Origin of the sequence: Streptomyces sp. NBC_00989 (assembly GCF_045162655.1) — a bacterium.
Lineage (GTDB): Bacteria > Actinomycetota > Actinomycetes > Streptomycetales > Streptomycetaceae > Streptomyces.
The window spans coordinates 2,733,624-2,747,647 of the sequence record NZ_CP108728.1 but is presented as its reverse complement, the minus strand read 5'-3'; the positions used below and the strand labels follow the sequence as shown (position 1 = coordinate 2,747,647).

Below are 14,024 nucleotides of genomic sequence, written 5' to 3'. Positions count from 1 at the left end.
TCAGAGCCCGAACAGACCCGGATTCGTGGTCAACTTCCGGAAGAACTCCTGCGGTTGGGTGACCAGTCTGCGCTTCTGGAGGTCCAGCAGCCCGCCGGTCGACACGATCTCCGCGGAGACCGTGCCGTCCGCCTTGGTGATCGTCTGGAGCACGCGGAACGTCTTGCCCTCGCCCCACTCGAAGCCGCAGCTCACCGTCACCTCCTCGTCCACGCGCAGCTCGCGCAGATAGCGGATGGTGGTCTCCAGGACGACCGGCCCGATCCCCTGGGCGAGCAACTCGGGCTGGCCCGCCCCCGCGGCGGTCAGCGCCGACCAGCGGGCGTGCTCCGCGTACTGGAGATACACGCTTTGATTGAGGTGCCCCAGGCTGTCGGTCTCGTATCCGCGGACGGTCACCGGGACGGAAAACGGCTCGCTCACTGCGTTCCCTTCTCGCACTGACGGACGATCTGACCGACCGATCTTGGCATGCCCTTCAGGTCCGGTCAGGTTCGTTCACGTCCGGCGCGGTGAGGCAAGCAGATAACTCGCCCCCGTTCGCGGCTCCTTGTGCTCGCTCACCTGCCAGCCCGCCCGCTCCAGCGTCCCCGCACACGCGGGCAGCGCCTCCCCGTCCGGGTCCCGCACGGCGACGGCCTCGGGCTGCGGGGTCACACGAACCCGGTAGCCCTCCGCGTCCCGACCGGCGGGCCGGTGCCCGGCGGCCTCCAGGGCGAGCGCGGCGGCCTGCACCAGATGACTCCGCTCCCAGCCGCACGGCCGCTCCACGGAACCGTCCGGATTCGTCATCCGGCGCAGCTCCAGCAGCCCCTGCCAGGCGCTGTGCACCTCACGGGTGCGGGCCGGACCGGTGACGGCCGTCGTCTCCTCGCCGCCGATCCGGGCGGCGAACACCCCGGCGGTCGTGGTGGATTCGGAGGTCGCGGTGGCTTCGGCAGCGGTGGTGGGCTCGATGGCCTCCGGTCCGGACTCCCGTATTCGGTGCCCCGCCGGCGTCAGGAAGTGATCGTGCGGCGGGCGCGGGTGCCGGAACGCCAGCCCCCGCTTCACCAGCGCGGCGAGCTGCGTCTCCGTACCCCGCAGCCGCCCGGTGACGGGATCGGCGGCGTCGATGACACGCCGTTGCGCGGCAGTCGGCGGTCGTGTCACGGCGTGCTCCTCCCCGTCTGCCGGCCCACCCGGACGTCGTAGGCGCGTCCCATTCGAAGGCTACGACGGGGGTCTGACATTCCAGGCGGCGATGACCGGCCGTCCGTGCTCCGTGCTCAGCCGGCCCAGTGTCCCGGTCGCGAGCTGGAACAACGCGCCCTTCGACGGCGGCAGCCCGAGCCAGCGCGCGGTGAGTACGCGGAGGAAATGGCCGTGGGCCACCAGGACGACCACGCCCTCGGTGTTGGCGAGGGCCGCGTCCACCTTGGCCAGTGCGCGGTCGGCGCGCTGGCCCACCTGTTCGGGGCTCTCCCCGGGGTGGTCGGGCGGTCCGGGCGCGACCCCGTCGGTGAACAGGAACCAGTCCGGCCGGGTGCGCTGGATCTCGACGGTCGTGATGCCCTCGTAGCCGCCGTAGTCCCACTCGCGCAGATCCACATCGATGCGGACGTCCGTGAGCCCGATCAGTTCGGCGGTCTCCCGCGCGCGCTGCATGGGGCTGACGAACGTGGCGCCGACCCGGTGCGAACGGATCAGGGGCACCAGCCCGCGCGCCTCCTCCCGCCCCTTCGCGGTGAGCGGGACATCGGTCGAGCCGGTGTGCCGCCCCGACCGGGACCATTCGGTCTCTCCGTGCCGTACGAGGAAAAGGTCGCCCATACCTCACAGGCTATGGGCCCACCGCTCCAACGTCGCGAAATCGCCCTCCCGTAGACCCCTGCGCGGATCCACCTTGAGGAGGAGAGCCGGCCCGTCGTGGTGTGCCTCGACATGCCGTACGTCCAGGTCGGTGACCAGGTCGTCGACCCAGACGAAGGGGCGGCCGGCGGCCCAGGCCACGATCTGGCGGGTCTTCCAGTAGAGGCCGTCCGGGTCCCTGGCGAACAGATTGGTGAACTCGATCACCGGCAGGTCGCCGGGGAGCCCGACCACCGGCGCGATCATCTCGTTGGCCTGGTGCATCCAGGTGGTGGCCCAGGCCGGCTCGTACGGCAGCGCGCGTATTAGCTCGCCGTGCCCGGGGTGCAGACGCACCCGCAGCCCGCGCCGCAGCCGCCGGGAGCCCGGCTCCTGCCGGGCCGACCAGTTCGCCGGCCACAGCCGGCGGGTGACATAGCCGCGGTGGCGCAGGAACCGGGCGCCGTACGGGTTGAGGGGGCCGTCGACGTCGAGGAGCAGCAGGGGGCGGTCGGTCATGGGGAGGGGTTACCCAGGGCGGTGCGCCCGTAGCTGTCCGGTCGGCCGCTACTGCCGGTATCCGCCCAGGAAGCGCCCGATCCGGCCGATCGCCGCCTCCAGGTCGTCCGCGTACGGCAGCGTGAGGATGCGGAAGTGGTCGGGGGTCGGCCAGTTGAAGCCGGTGCCCTGGACCACCTGGATCTTCTCGCGGAGCAGCAGGTCCAGGACGAACTTCTCGTCGTCGTGGATCTTGTGCACCTTGGGGTCGAGGCGAGGGAACGCGTACAGGGCGCCCTTCGGCTTCACGCACGAGACGCCCGGGATCTCGTTCAGCTTTTCCCACACCACGTTGCGCTGTTCGTGCAGCCGCCCGCCGGGGACCGTCAGGTCGCGGATGGACTGGCGGCCGCCGAGCGCGGCCTGGATGGCGTACTGCGCGGGCGCGTTGGGGCACAGCCGCATGGAGGCCAGCATCGTCAGGCCCTCCAGGTAGTTCTTGGCGTGCTGCTTCGGGCCCGTGACCACCAGCCAGCCCGAGCGGAAGCCCGCCACGCGGTACGTCTTCGACAGGCCGCAGAAGGTGAGGACGACCAGGTCGGGGGCGAGGGCCGCGGCCGAGTGGTGCACGGCGTCGTCGTAGAGGATCTGGTCGTAGATCTCGTCGGCGAAGACCATCAGGCCGTGGCGGCGGGCGAGGTCGAGGATGCCCTCGACGATCTCCTTGGGGTAGACGGCGCCGGTGGGGTTGTTCGGGTTGATGATGACGACGGCCTTGGTGCGGTCGGTGATCTTCGCCGCCATGTCGTCCAGGTCCGGGTACCAGTCGGCCTGTTCGTCGCAGAGGTAGTGGACCGCCTTGCCGCCGGAGAGGGTCGTCACGGCCGTCCAGAGGGGGAAGTCCGGGGCGGGGATGAGGATTTCGTCGCCGTCCTCCAGCAGCGCCTGTACAGCCATGGAGACCAGCTCGGAGACGCCGTTGCCCAAGAACACGTCGTCCACGTCGACTTCGAGACCCAGGGTCTGGTAGCGCTGGGCGACCGCGCGGCGGGCCGAGAGGATGCCGCGCGAGTCCGTGTAGCCGTGGGCCTGGGGGAGCATCCGGATCATGTCCTGGATGATCTCCTCGGGTGCCTCGAAGCCGAAGAGCGCGGGGTTGCCGGTGTTCAGGCGCAGGACGCTGTGGCCCGCCTCCTCCAGTGCGTTGGCATGCTCGATCACCGGACCGCGGATCTCGTAACAGACCTCGCTGAGCTTGCTCGACTGCCGGAACTCCATTGCGCCCTCGCCCCATCGGGTTCGTGTGTTGCTTGGTTTTACCAAGTGTGAGCTTGGAAAGTCCAACAACATGTCTAGACTGCGTCGCATGTCACCTCGCCGAAGCTACGACCAGTACTGTTCCGCGGCCCGGGCCCTCGACCTCGTCGGCGACCGCTGGACCCTGCTGATCGTCCGCGAACTCCTCGCCGGCCCGCGCCGCTACACGGACCTGCACGCCGATCTGCCGGGTGTCAGCACGGACGTACTCGCCTCACGGCTGAAGGACATGGAACGGGACGGGTTGGCGACCCGTAGGCGGCTGCCGCCTCCGGGTGCCGCCTTCGTCTACGAACTCACCGGCCGGGGGCGGGAGTTGCTGCCCGTCCTCCAGGCCCTCGGCACCTGGGGCGCGCCGGAGTTGGGGGAGCGGCGGCCGACGGACGCGGTACGCGCCCACTGGTTCGCGCTGCCGCTGCTGCGCGCGCTGGAAGGTGAGGGGCTGGTCGAAGTCCGGCTGGAGGAAGGGGAGTTCCATGTGTATGCCGGGGTGGAGGCGGACGGGGCGGTTTACGGGGAAGGGCCCGCTCCCCGGGAGCCCGACGCCCGTCTCGTGCTCGACGTCGACACGTGTACGGCTGTCGCGCAGGGGGAGTTGAGCCTTCCTGACGCGGTGCGTGCCGGGCGCGTCGAGGTGAGCGGCGACGGCACGCTCGCGAAGGCGCTGCGGGAGGCCTGAAGGCAGGCGTGAAACGGCAGAAGGCCCGCCGACGGCGGGCCTTCTGATGAACCGTCACGGAGTTACATGCCGGGCGGCGGGACCCGCCTCGGCCGCCCCGAACCCCGGGTCAGCGCGTACCCGCCGATCCCCGCGAGCGCGGCCAGCACGCCGCCCACGCCGGTCCACACCCAGCGGTCGGACCACCAGCCGGAGGACCAGCCGCCGTCGGGCTCGATGCTGGACAGTGCGGCCGAGGCCGACGATGAACCGTCCTCGTCGGAGGCCGACTTGACCGCGATCCCCGGCGTCAGCGGCTGCGCCAGCGAGCCGTCCACCGCCGCCGAACCGCCGATGTCCTTGGAGTCCACCCGCACCTCGGTGCTCACCGGGAGACCCAGGTCCGAGGACTGGAGATCCACGACCGTCAGCCGGACGTAGTACGTGCCCGGCAGCGGGTCGTTGGCCCAAGTCTCCGACCAGGCACGGACGGTACGCAGCGTGCACGCCAGGTCCAGCGAGGTCGCGTCCTGCGCGGCGGTGCGCGTCGCCGCCCCGTACTGGCAGGCCTGGCGGCGCCGCAGCCCGTCGTAGACGTCGAGCTGCCACGTCTCGCCGGCGTGCGTGTCCGGGAGCTTCACCGTCGCCTTGACGGTGGGGCGTTGGCCGGCGTCCGCGGCGAACGACCAGTACAGGTAGTCACCCGTGGAGCCGCTCGCCGTGCCCGTCCGACCCTGGTCGAGCTCCGTCGCCGTACGGAACGAGGTGCCCGCCTGGGTGGGCGCCGAACTGTTGTCGGAGGGGCTCGCGGACGGCGAGGAGTCCGCCATCGCGGGCGTCGCCGCCAGCCCCGCCAGCAGCAGGGCCGTGCTCAACACACGTGTGATCCGCATCAGTTGGTCCTCCAGACCGCGAGACGCCAGCGTGACAGCCAGCCCCACAGCAGACCCGCGACGAAGCCGGTCAGCACGAGGGCGCCGAGCAGCCACCAGCCGCGGCCGAGGCCGAAGGAAGCCACGTCGCTCGCCCGGCTGGGTCCGTCCACGACGTCGACGGTGAGTTCGAGGGGCAGACCGGGGGTGGTCTTCACCCCGGAGGCCGCCGAGAAGGAGTTGGTGACCTGGAGACACACGGTCTCGGCCGGCGCGTCGTCGTCGTCGCTCTCGGCCTTCGGATAGCGCAGCCCGGTGGAGACGGCGTCCGTTCGGCCGTTGCCCGTGCCCTCGCCGCGCACGATCTCGCGGCCGTGCACGGTGACCGCCCGCAGCAACACCCCGTAGTCCGGGTTCACTTCACGGTCGGCGCCCACGCTCACCGAAGCACGCAGCTCCTGCCCCGGGTCGACGTCCACGCGGTAGAAGCGCTGCTTGCCGAACTCCTCGCGGTCCGTGTACAGACCGGACTTGAGGGTCGGGGCACTGCTGCACCGGGCCGTACCTTCGGTGGCGACCGGGGTCACCACCGGATCGGCGGCGCGGTCCACCAACTGGCCCACGCGGTCGGAGAGTTCCTCCTTGTGCTGCACGGAGGTGTACGTGCCGCCGGTCGCGTCCGCGATGCAGCTGAGCTGGTCGCGGGTCTTGGCGTCCGGCACCAGACCCAGTGTGTCGATGGTGAGGTCGATGCCCTTGGCCGCGATCTCGCGGGCCACCTCGCACGGGTCCAGCGGCTGGCAGGTGTCCTCGCCGTCGCTGATCAGGACGATACGGCGGGTGCCGTCACCGCCGTTGAGGTCGTCCGCCGCCTTCAGCAGCGCGGGACCGATCGGGGTCCAGCCGGTGGGCTGGAGCGTCGCCACCGCGGCCTTGGCCTCGGTGCGGTTCAGGGTGCCCACCGGGTACAGCTGCGCGGTGTCCTTGCAGCCCGTCTTCCGGTCGTTGCCGTGGTAGTTGGCGCCCAGCGTGCGGATGCCGAGCTGCACTTCCTCGGGTGTCGCGTCGAGCACCTCGTTGAACGCCTGCTTCGCCGCTGCCATGCGCGAGCCGCCGTCCATGTCCTTGGCGCTCATGGAACCGCTGACGTCCAGTACGAGTTCGACCTTGGGGGAGGCCGCGGAGTCCGTCTCGTCGGCGACCGCTCCGGCAGGGAAGGCGACCCCGGCCGTGAGGGTGGCGAGCAGGGCACAGATCCCCGCCGCCAGCCGTTGTCTTGTGATCATCGCCGGATCCTATTGATCAGATGGACCGGGCTCCAAAACGAGCGGGTTCGGCAGCCCCGTCCACTGGTCCCCGGGCAGCTCCGGCGACAGCCGCATCAGCGTCAACGCCTTGCTCGGCAGCGGCTGTTCGAGCAGCGTGCGCAGATCCGGCGTGCGCGGCAGATCCGGTACGACGGCCGCCAGCGCCGCCCTGAGCGCCGTACCGGAACCCGCCGTACCCGCGAGTGCTCCCGCCACCAGGGAGCCGAACAGCTTGCGGCGCAGGGTGAGTTCGTCGTCGGTGACGATGCGTCCGCTCAGCTCCGGTACCGGAATCCCCTGCTCGGCAAGGCGCTTGGGGCTGACCCGGATGTCGGCGAGATCGCGGTAGACCAGGCGCAGCGGGGCACCCGTGCGGGACAGCACCACCAGCAGGTTCTGACCGTGCGCCTCCAGGGCCACGCCGGACTCCAGCAGCCGCAGACAGACGACGAGGGCGAGACGGGTGAACTCGGCCAGCCAGGCGGGCGATCGGGGCAGGCCGGTGACCGCGAGCGCGGCCACCGGCAGAACCCGCTCGCCCGCTTCCGTGTCCGCGTACGTCTGCGGCGACTCCCGCAACACGGCCGCGAGATCGGGCGAGTTGGCCGTGGCCGCGCCCAGTGTGCGGGTGACGTGCAACAGACCGTCCGAGCGCGCCGCCAGTGTCTCCCCGAATGCCGACAACGTCGCCGACAGGCCGATCGAGTAGACCGAGATGTCCCGCACCGAGGACGTCAGCCGGGCGCTCAGCGCGGTCTTGACGTGCGGCCCGTCCGGCAGGGCGAGGGTCCGCAGGGACATCAGCGGATGCGCGCCGACCGGGCCGTCCCCCGCCCGCTTCAGCACATGCGCCGCCTGCCACGGGTGCACCGGGATCAACAGCCGCCCCCCGTCCCGCAGTTCGTCCGGCCACACCCCCGTCACCAGACACTCTCCCGCCCCCACCGGCACCGACCCCAGGGCCACCACGGGCCGGTGCTCGGGCCCGTACGCGAGCTGCTCGGCCACCGAGAACCCGGGCCGGGAGCGGCAGTTGGGATGGAAGGGATGCCCGTCGACGATCCGCTGCTCCCACTCCCAGTCGTGCGCCGGCCAATCCTCGCAATGGGCGGGCTGGTTGGCCCGCGACAGCGCCAACGAGGCGACACTGTGCCCGAGTTCGGCCGCGAAACCGGTCCCGTGCGGCACGGCGAGGTCGGTCATCAGGTGCGCCGGATCGTCGTAGGCGATGTCGTCGAGGTGGACGACGGTGACGTAGGCGGCGGTCGCGTACGGGTCCGCGTGCGGGCCGCGCAGCCGCCGGCCGTCGGAGAGCCGTAGGACGGTGCCGGGCGTCCGGCCGACGATCCACGGCAGCGGCTCATGGGCCAGCGCCCGCCACAGCCGGGTGAGTACCGCCGCCCGGGCACCGGGGAGTTCGGCCGCGTACCGTTGCACCAGGTCGGGCCGTACGGCGGCGAGTTCCTCGGCGACCTCGGCCTCGGGATGCGGGGGACGGTCCACGGTCGACTCCTCGGGTGCGGACGGGGCGTCATGATCGGTGACGACGGGAGACAGGGCGGGGAGAGGCGGAGCGGGCGGAGACGGGGCGGCGGGACACTGTGCGACGAGAGACATACTGATCGCGATCGCAGGACACGGACTGAGGGAACGTATGGATCGCGTCGACTTCACACCCCCGGGCGACGATGTGGCGGAGCGCGCCGACGCGTACGCGGCAGCGCCCCTGCTCAACTGTCTGCTCCGGGAGGTGGCCCGGCCGCTCCCGGACCAGGGGGAGCGACACGTGTACCGGCTGCCGGGGAGCGGCCGGCTGCTGCGGGTGCGCGGCGAGCGGCGGCCCGCCGAGCCCGAGGTGTACGCGGACGGTGACTGGCGGCGCGTCGACCACACCGAACTCGTGAAACTCGTGGCCGAGGAACTGACCCGGCACACCGGAGTCTCCAACCACGAACTGCCCGCCGAGATGACCGACAGCCGTGACGCGGTCGCCACGCTGCTCACCGCCCGCGACCTGGCGACGGCGCCGGCCGACCCGTATCTCCGCTCCGAGCAGTCCTTGATCACCGGCCATCCCTACCATCCCGCGCCCAAGGCCCGCGGCGGCGGCCCCGTCGCGGGCTGGCTGCCCTACGCCCCGGAGGCGTACGCCCGTTTCCCGCTGGTGCTGCTCGGGCTGCGCGAGGACGCGGTGGCCGAGGAGGGGGACGTCTCGGCGCTGGACGCCTTCGGGGAGGCCCCGCCCGGATATCGGCTGCTGCCCGCGCACCCCTGGCAGCTGGACCTCGTCGGCACCGGCCTCGCGGAGGCCTTCGCGGACGGGCGGCTGATCCGGCTCGGCACGACGGCGACGGAGGTTCGGCCGACGGCGGCGATCCGCACGGTGTACAGCCCCGGGTCCGCGGAACGCGGGGAGGATCTGTTCCTGAAGTTCAGCCTCGATGTGCGCATCACCAACGACGTACGCCGGCTGTGGCGCCACGACCTGCTGAAACTCCGGCGCACGGACACGGCCGTCCGGGACGCCTTCGCGGCAATGGCCGGCCCGGCGGCCTGGCTCAGTGACCGGGGCTACCGCACCGCCGACTTCGCCTTCGAGGAACTCGCCGTCCTGGTGCGCGACGGCCTGCGCGAGCACGTTCTGCCCGGCACGACTCCGTTGCTGGCCGCGGGATTGGTGGAGGGGTTCGAGGGCAGCCCGCTCGACGGTACGGGCGACCCGGGGGCCTGGTGGGAGGCGTATCTGCGGCAGGTCGTACCGCCCGCGCTCACAGCGTTCGCCGACCACGGCGTCGTACTCGAGGCGCATCTGCAGAACACGCTGGTCGCCGTCGACGCGGACGGAACGCCCGTGCAGGCGCTGTACCGGGACGCGGAGGGCGTGAAGCTGCTGACGGACGTGGACCGGGCCGCCGGGTGGGAGCGGCTGGTGTACTGCCTGGTCGTCAACAACCTTGTCGAGATCGCCGGAGTCCTCGCCGAACGCCACCCGAAGCTGGACCCCTGGCCTGTGGTCCGCGCCGAACTCGCCCGGCACGACCTGCCCGAGATCGCCGGACTCCTCGCCTCGCCCACCCTGCCCGGCAAGACGAACCTGCTGCTGCGCTGGACCGGGGCCGATGGTGCCGACGCGCGGTATCTGCCGGTGCGGAGTCCGCTGGTGGGCTGAAGGGAACCGTCGACGGACTCGGCGCCGGTCCGTCGGCGAGGACGAGAAACCACGGCAGAGCCTTTTCCGCACAGGCACCGGGGTCCGTTCGGACGACGGCCGCTCGCCGGACAGCTGACTGGCGAGCGGCCGTCGTCCACCACTCCTCGCCCGTGATCACCCTCGGTTACTATGCTCACTTCGAGCCCAAGGCCGGAGGGCTGAAGAGTGAGGTGGCCCGAGGACATGCTGAGAGAGGTCACCGCGACCCGCTACATCGAGCCCCTGCGCTCCGGCGGTTCCGTCCCCGGGGTCGTTGAGGCCGACGACCTCGGCACCTACGTCGTGAAGTTCACCGGCTCCGCGCAGGGCCGCAAGGCGCTGGTCGCCGAGGTGATCGTCGGGGAGCTGGCCCGCGCCCTGGGGCTGCGTTTCCCCGAGCTGGTCCTCGTGCACTTCGACCCGGAGATCGCCGACGAGGAACCCCACCAGGAGGTACGGGACCTGCACAGCGCGAGCGCCGGCCTGAACCTCGGCATGGACTTTCTGCCGGGCGCCCAGGACTTCACCCCGGAGGTCGCCGCCCAGTGCACCGTCGACCCGCTGGAGGCCGGGAAGATCGTCTGGCTCGACGCGTTGACCGTCAACGTCGACCGTACGGTGCACAGTTCGAACCTGATGATCTGGCCCACGCTCGGCATCGCACCCCCGCGCCTGTGGCTCATCGACCACGGCGCCGCCCTCGTCTTCCACCACCGCTGGGACGGCGCCGACCCCGCGAAGTCCTACGACTTCCGCCATCACGCCCTCGGCCACTACAGCCCCGACACCCGTGCCGCGGATACCGAGTTGGCGCCCAAGGTGACCGGAGGACTGCTGCGCCGCATCGCGGCCGAGGTGCCCGACGCCTGGCTGGCCGGCGAACCGGGCTTCGCGACACCCGAGGCCGTACGGGAGGCGTACGTCGCCTACCTCCACGCGCGCGTGAAGTCCTCCGCGGCCTGGCTCCCCACCGACTTCCCCAGCCGGGAGGAACGCGCCGCCGAGGAGGCCCAGCGGGCGGCGAAGACACAGCAGGGCCGCCCGAGTTGGCTCAAGCGGGTCCCCGACCTGCACGGCAGACCGGCGGCGGAACAGGATTGGTCGGTACACCTCGGATGACGGGAAGACGACTCGGATGACCCAACGAGTTCAGATCGAGTACTGCACCCAGTGCCGCTGGCTGCCCCGCGCGGCGTGGCTGGCGCAGGAGCTGTTGACCACCTTCGAGACCGAGTTGACGGAGCTGTCCTTGAAGCCCGGCACCGGTGGCGTCTTCATCGTCCGAGTCGACGACGAGGTCGTGTGGGACCGCCGGGTACAGGGTTTCCCGGAGCCCACGGCCGTGAAGAAGCTCGTACGCGACCGAGTGGCCCCGGGAAAGTCCCTGGGCCACTCGGACAAGTGAGCGCCGCCTGGCGGCAGTTGAGGGGTCAGCCCCTGAGCTGCTCGTACGCCGGCAGCGTCAGGAAGTCGGCGTAGTCGTCGTCGAGCGCGACCTCAAGAAGCAGGTCGTGGGCCTGCTGCCAGTGGCCCGCGGCGAAGGCGTCCGCGCCGATCTCGGCGCGGATGTTCTCCAGCTCCTCGGCGGCAACCTTGCGCGCCAGTTCGGGAGTCGCCTTCTCGCCGTTCTCGAACTCGACGCCCGCGTTGATCCACTGCCAGATCTGCGAGCGCGAGATCTCGGCGGTGGCCGCGTCCTCCATCAGGTTGAAGATGGCGACCGCGCCGAGCCCGCGCAGCCACGCCTCGATGTAACGGATGCCCACCTGAACGGCGTTGACGAGTCCCGGGTACGTCGGCTTCGCGTGCAGCGAGTCCACGGCGATCAGGTCGGCCGCCTTGACGTCGACGTCCTCGCGCAGCCGGTCCTTCTGGTTCGGCTTCTCGCCGAGCACCGCGTCGAACGAGGCCATGGCGATCGGCACCAGGTCCGGGTGGGCCACCCAGGAGCCGTCGAAACCGTCCCCGGCCTCACGGTCCTTGTCCGCCTTGACCTTCTCGAACGCGACCTTGTTGACCGCCTCGTCACGGCGCGACGGGATGAACGCCGCCATGCCGCCGATCGCGTGCGCCCCGCGCTTGTGGCAGGTACGCACGAGGAGTTCGGTGTACGCCCGCATGAACGGGGCCGTCATCGTCACCGCGTTGCGGTCCGGGAGGACGAACTTGGGCCCGCCGTCACGGAAGTTCTTCACGATGGAGAACAGGTAGTCCCAGCGGCCCGCGTTCAACCCCGAGGCGTGGTCGCGGAGTTCGTAGAGGATCTCCTCCATCTCGTACGCCGCCGTGATCGTCTCGATCAGCACGGTCGCGCGGACGGTGCCCTGCGGGACGCCGACGTAGTCCTGCGCGAAGACGAACACGTCGTTCCACAGCCGGGCTTCGAGGTGCGACTCGGTCTTCGGGAGGTAGAAGTACGGGCCCTTGCCGAGGTCGAGCAGCCGCCGCGCGTTGTGGAAGAAGTACAGCCCGAAGTCCACGAAGGCGCCCGGGACTTGCTCACCGTCCACCAGGAGGTGCCGCTCGTTGAGGTGCCAGCCGCGCGGCCGCATCACGACGGTCGCCAGCTCGTCCTCGGCCTTCAGGGCGTACGACTTACCGGAGTTGGGGTCGGTGAAGTCGATCGCGCGGGTGTAGGCGTCGATCAGGTTGAGCTGACCGGTGACGACGTTCTCCCAGGTCGGCGCGGAGGCGTCCTCGAAGTCCGCGAGCCAGATCTTCGCGCCCGAGTTGAGGGCGTTGATCGTCATCTTGCGGTCGGTGGGGCCGGTGATCTCGACGCGCCGGTCGTTCAGGGCGGCGGGGGAGGGGGCCACCTTCCAGGAGTCGTCGGCGCGGATCGCGGCGGTCTCCGGGAGGAAGTCGAGGGTGGAGGTACGGGCGATCTCCGCGCGGCGCTCGGCCCGGCGGGCGAGGAGTCCGGCCCGGCGGGGCGTGAACCGGCGGTGCAGCTCGGCCACGAAGGCGAGGGCCTCGTGGGTGAGGACCTCGTCCTGCCGGGGCAGGGGTTCGGCGTCGACGATGACCGGCGAGGACGGCGCTGGTGCGGACATGAACTGTCACTTCCTTCAGCGAGCGAGGCACCGGGTGCCAGGTGACCCGGGTAGGGCTGGGAGCACCCGAGGGGCCGTCGGGTGCTTCTGAACAGTGGATACTAGTTTCCTCATCGTGGAAGTTCAATCGTTTGTTGACGTCGAGATTCTCCGGATCAAGCCAAAGTGGCGCTCAGTGCCACCTCGCTCACTCAAGGTGGACGAGGTCCGCCTCAGTGTCGATGTCGTACGGCCGCGCCGCATCCCCGCACTCGACGAGCACGACCGCGTCCGCGTGCGCCTTGAGATACGCCCGCGCCCCCCGGTCCCCGGTCGCGCTCTCCGCGATACCGGCCCAGTGCACGGCACCGAACAGCACCGGATGCCCGCGTACCCCGTCGTAGGCGGCCGAGATCAGCGACTCCTCGGACCCGTACCCGGCGAGCACCCGCGCCACCGCCGCCGCGCCGATCCCGGGCTGGTCGACGAGCGACACGAGCGCCGCCCGCGCCCCCGTGCTCGAGAGCGAGTCGAGCCCCGCTCGCAGCGAGGACCCCATCCCCTGTTCCCACTCCGGGTTCTCCACGAGCACGCACCCGGTCAGCTCCGCCTGCTCCCGTACGGCGTCGGCCCGCGCCCCCAGGACCACGTGGACGCGGGTGAGGCCGGCCGCGCGCAGGACCCCGACCGCGTGCTCCACGAGGGGTCGCCCCCGGTGCCGTAGCAGCGCCTTGGGCCGCCCGCCGAGGCGCCGGCCGCCGCCCGCGGCGAGCAGCAGCCCGGCGACCTGGTCTTCGTTTCGCGTCATGTCTCCTGCATACCTGACGCGGGGACGGCCGCAGGGAATCCTCAGACTTAATTTCGGTCCGTGGAGTGGCGCACCCCGTACCGGGTGGCGTTTACTGGCCCGCGTCCCTCGGCGCCCGACCAGTGTTGCGGGGTGCGCGCGGCGGGATCACAAAGTTCTTGCGCACGAAGACGTGCGAGGGGGGAGAGCTGTGTTGCGGAGCTTGGGGCAGAGGCCAGTGACCGGCAGCGACGAGGATCCGAGGGTGGCGGAACTGCGGACCGCGGTGTCCCGGTTGCGCCGCGAACTGGCCGTGCATCCGGCCGAGTTCCCCGACCGTGTCATCGCCGAGGACGAACTCGCGGCGCTGGCCGCGATGACCATCGACGGCACCCCCGAAATCCCGCGCCTGCGCCGCTCGTTGCTCCTGATCGCCGGCGCGATCGGTTCCGTGAGCGCGCTCGCGAGGGGTCTGACGGACGTACGCAACGCCGTGGACCTGTTCGGTCAACCTCGGGGCGGGCAGGGCTAGT

General features: G+C 71.0%; 15 protein-coding genes. 5 read left to right on the top strand and 10 right to left on the bottom strand.

Annotated features, from left to right (window positions below; all coding sequences use genetic code 11):
* The 5 genes from OG714_RS11880 to OG714_RS11860 form a co-directional block, all read right to left on the bottom strand.
* Positions 1-423, bottom strand: a complete 423-nt coding sequence (locus OG714_RS11880) for an acyl-CoA thioesterase (RefSeq protein WP_406120303.1) — start codon at positions 421-423, stop codon at positions 1-3.
* A 75-nt stretch (positions 424-498) separates the two neighbouring features.
* Positions 499-1,152 carry a hypothetical protein gene (locus OG714_RS11875; protein ID WP_406120302.1) on the bottom strand — a complete coding sequence of 218 codons (654 nt, stop codon included), beginning with the start codon at positions 1,150-1,152 and terminating at the stop codon, positions 499-501.
* 60 nt (positions 1,153-1,212) lie between these two features.
* Positions 1,213-1,812, bottom strand: a complete 600-nt coding sequence (locus OG714_RS11870) for a histidine phosphatase family protein (RefSeq protein ID WP_406120301.1) — start codon at positions 1,810-1,812, stop codon at positions 1,213-1,215.
* A gap of 3 nt (positions 1,813-1,815) precedes the next feature.
* Positions 1,816-2,349, bottom strand: coding sequence for an HAD domain-containing protein (locus OG714_RS11865; RefSeq protein ID WP_406120300.1), 534 nt, complete (start codon positions 2,347-2,349; stop codon positions 1,816-1,818).
* 48 nt (positions 2,350-2,397) lie between these two features.
* A complete protein-coding gene (locus OG714_RS11860; protein WP_317887857.1) occupies positions 2,398-3,606 on the bottom strand; it encodes a pyridoxal phosphate-dependent aminotransferase in 1,209 nt (402 codons plus the stop codon).
* Between the two features lie 88 nt (positions 3,607-3,694).
* Here OG714_RS11860 and OG714_RS11855 point away from each other — a divergent pair, with 88 nt between their 5' ends.
* The gene (locus OG714_RS11855; protein ID WP_406120299.1) at positions 3,695-4,324 is read left to right on the top strand and encodes a winged helix-turn-helix transcriptional regulator; all 630 of its coding nucleotides are present in this window, start codon (positions 3,695-3,697) and stop codon (positions 4,322-4,324) included.
* A gap of 62 nt (positions 4,325-4,386) precedes the next feature.
* Here the strand turns inward: OG714_RS11855 and OG714_RS11850 are convergent, their stop codons facing one another.
* The 3 genes from OG714_RS11850 to OG714_RS11840 are packed head-to-tail and all read right to left on the bottom strand — an operon-like array spanning position 4,387 to position 7,985.
* Entirely contained in the window at positions 4,387-5,196 is an 810-nt protein-coding gene (locus tag OG714_RS11850; RefSeq protein WP_406120298.1) for a hypothetical protein, read from the bottom strand.
* Positions 5,196-6,461: a VWA domain-containing protein gene (locus OG714_RS11845; protein ID WP_406120297.1), complete on the bottom strand. Its 1,266-nt coding sequence runs from the start codon at positions 6,459-6,461 to the stop codon at positions 5,196-5,198. The genes OG714_RS11850 and OG714_RS11845 overlap by 1 nt, the downstream gene beginning before the upstream one ends.
* Positions 6,462-6,470: 9 nt before the next feature.
* Positions 6,471-7,985, bottom strand: a complete 1,515-nt coding sequence (locus tag OG714_RS11840; protein WP_406120296.1) for an IucA/IucC family protein — start codon at positions 7,983-7,985, stop codon at positions 6,471-6,473.
* A 151-nt stretch (positions 7,986-8,136) separates the two neighbouring features.
* Here OG714_RS11840 and OG714_RS11835 point away from each other — a divergent pair, with 151 nt between their 5' ends.
* The 3 genes from OG714_RS11835 (at position 8,137) to OG714_RS11825 (ending at position 11,077) form a co-directional block, all read left to right on the top strand.
* Positions 8,137-9,651: an IucA/IucC family protein gene (locus tag OG714_RS11835; RefSeq protein ID WP_406120295.1), complete on the top strand. Its 1,515-nt coding sequence runs from the start codon at positions 8,137-8,139 to the stop codon at positions 9,649-9,651.
* A 225-nt stretch (positions 9,652-9,876) separates the two neighbouring features.
* Entirely contained in the window at positions 9,877-10,791 is a 915-nt protein-coding gene (locus tag OG714_RS11830) for a HipA family kinase (RefSeq protein WP_406120294.1), read from the top strand.
* Between the two features lie 16 nt (positions 10,792-10,807).
* Positions 10,808-11,077 carry a SelT/SelW/SelH family protein gene (locus tag OG714_RS11825; protein ID WP_406120293.1) on the top strand — a complete coding sequence of 90 codons (270 nt, stop codon included), beginning with the start codon at positions 10,808-10,810 and terminating at the stop codon, positions 11,075-11,077.
* Positions 11,078-11,102: 25 nt separating this feature from the next.
* Here the strand turns inward: OG714_RS11825 and aceB are convergent, their stop codons facing one another.
* Complete coding sequence (gene aceB / locus OG714_RS11820) at positions 11,103-12,725, bottom strand: malate synthase A (protein WP_406120292.1); 1,623 nt, start codon at positions 12,723-12,725, stop codon at positions 11,103-11,105.
* Positions 12,726-12,912: 187 nt separating this feature from the next.
* Positions 12,913-13,512, bottom strand: a complete 600-nt coding sequence (locus tag OG714_RS11815; protein ID WP_406120291.1) for an NTP transferase domain-containing protein — start codon at positions 13,510-13,512, stop codon at positions 12,913-12,915.
* Positions 13,513-13,702: 190 nt separating this feature from the next.
* Here OG714_RS11815 and OG714_RS11810 point away from each other — a divergent pair, with 190 nt between their 5' ends.
* Positions 13,703-14,023: a DUF5955 family protein gene (locus OG714_RS11810; RefSeq protein ID WP_406120290.1), complete on the top strand. Its 321-nt coding sequence runs from the start codon at positions 13,703-13,705 to the stop codon at positions 14,021-14,023.
* Position 14,024: the final 1 nt, after the last annotated feature.

Bases quoted from the DNA above. Each gene is read 5' to 3' on its own strand.
- OG714_RS11870 (WP_406120301.1), bottom strand. From the start codon at position 1,812: ATGGGCGACCTTTTCCTCGTACGGCACGGAGAGACCGAATGGTCCCGG.
- OG714_RS11865 (WP_406120300.1), bottom strand. From the start codon at position 2,349: ATGACCGACCGCCCCCTGCTGCTCCTCGACGTCGACGGCCCCCTCAAC.
- OG714_RS11860 (WP_317887857.1), bottom strand. From the start codon at position 3,606: ATGGAGTTCCGGCAGTCGAGCAAGCTCAGCGAGGTCTGTTACGAGATC.
- OG714_RS11855 (WP_406120299.1), top strand. From the start codon at position 3,695: ATGTCACCTCGCCGAAGCTACGACCAGTACTGTTCCGCGGCCCGGGCC.
- OG714_RS11850 (WP_406120298.1), bottom strand. From the start codon at position 5,196: ATGCGGATCACACGTGTGTTGAGCACGGCCCTGCTGCTGGCGGGGCTG.
- OG714_RS11845 (WP_406120297.1), bottom strand. From the start codon at position 6,461: ATGATCACAAGACAACGGCTGGCGGCGGGGATCTGTGCCCTGCTCGCC.
- OG714_RS11835 (WP_406120295.1), top strand. From the start codon at position 8,137: ATGGATCGCGTCGACTTCACACCCCCGGGCGACGATGTGGCGGAGCGC.
- OG714_RS11830 (WP_406120294.1), top strand. From the start codon at position 9,877: ATGCTGAGAGAGGTCACCGCGACCCGCTACATCGAGCCCCTGCGCTCC.
- OG714_RS11825 (WP_406120293.1), top strand. From the start codon at position 10,808: ATGACCCAACGAGTTCAGATCGAGTACTGCACCCAGTGCCGCTGGCTG.
- aceB (WP_406120292.1), bottom strand. From the start codon at position 12,725: ATGTCCGCACCAGCGCCGTCCTCGCCGGTCATCGTCGACGCCGAACCC.
- OG714_RS11815 (WP_406120291.1), bottom strand. From the start codon at position 13,512: ATGACGCGAAACGAAGACCAGGTCGCCGGGCTGCTGCTCGCCGCGGGC.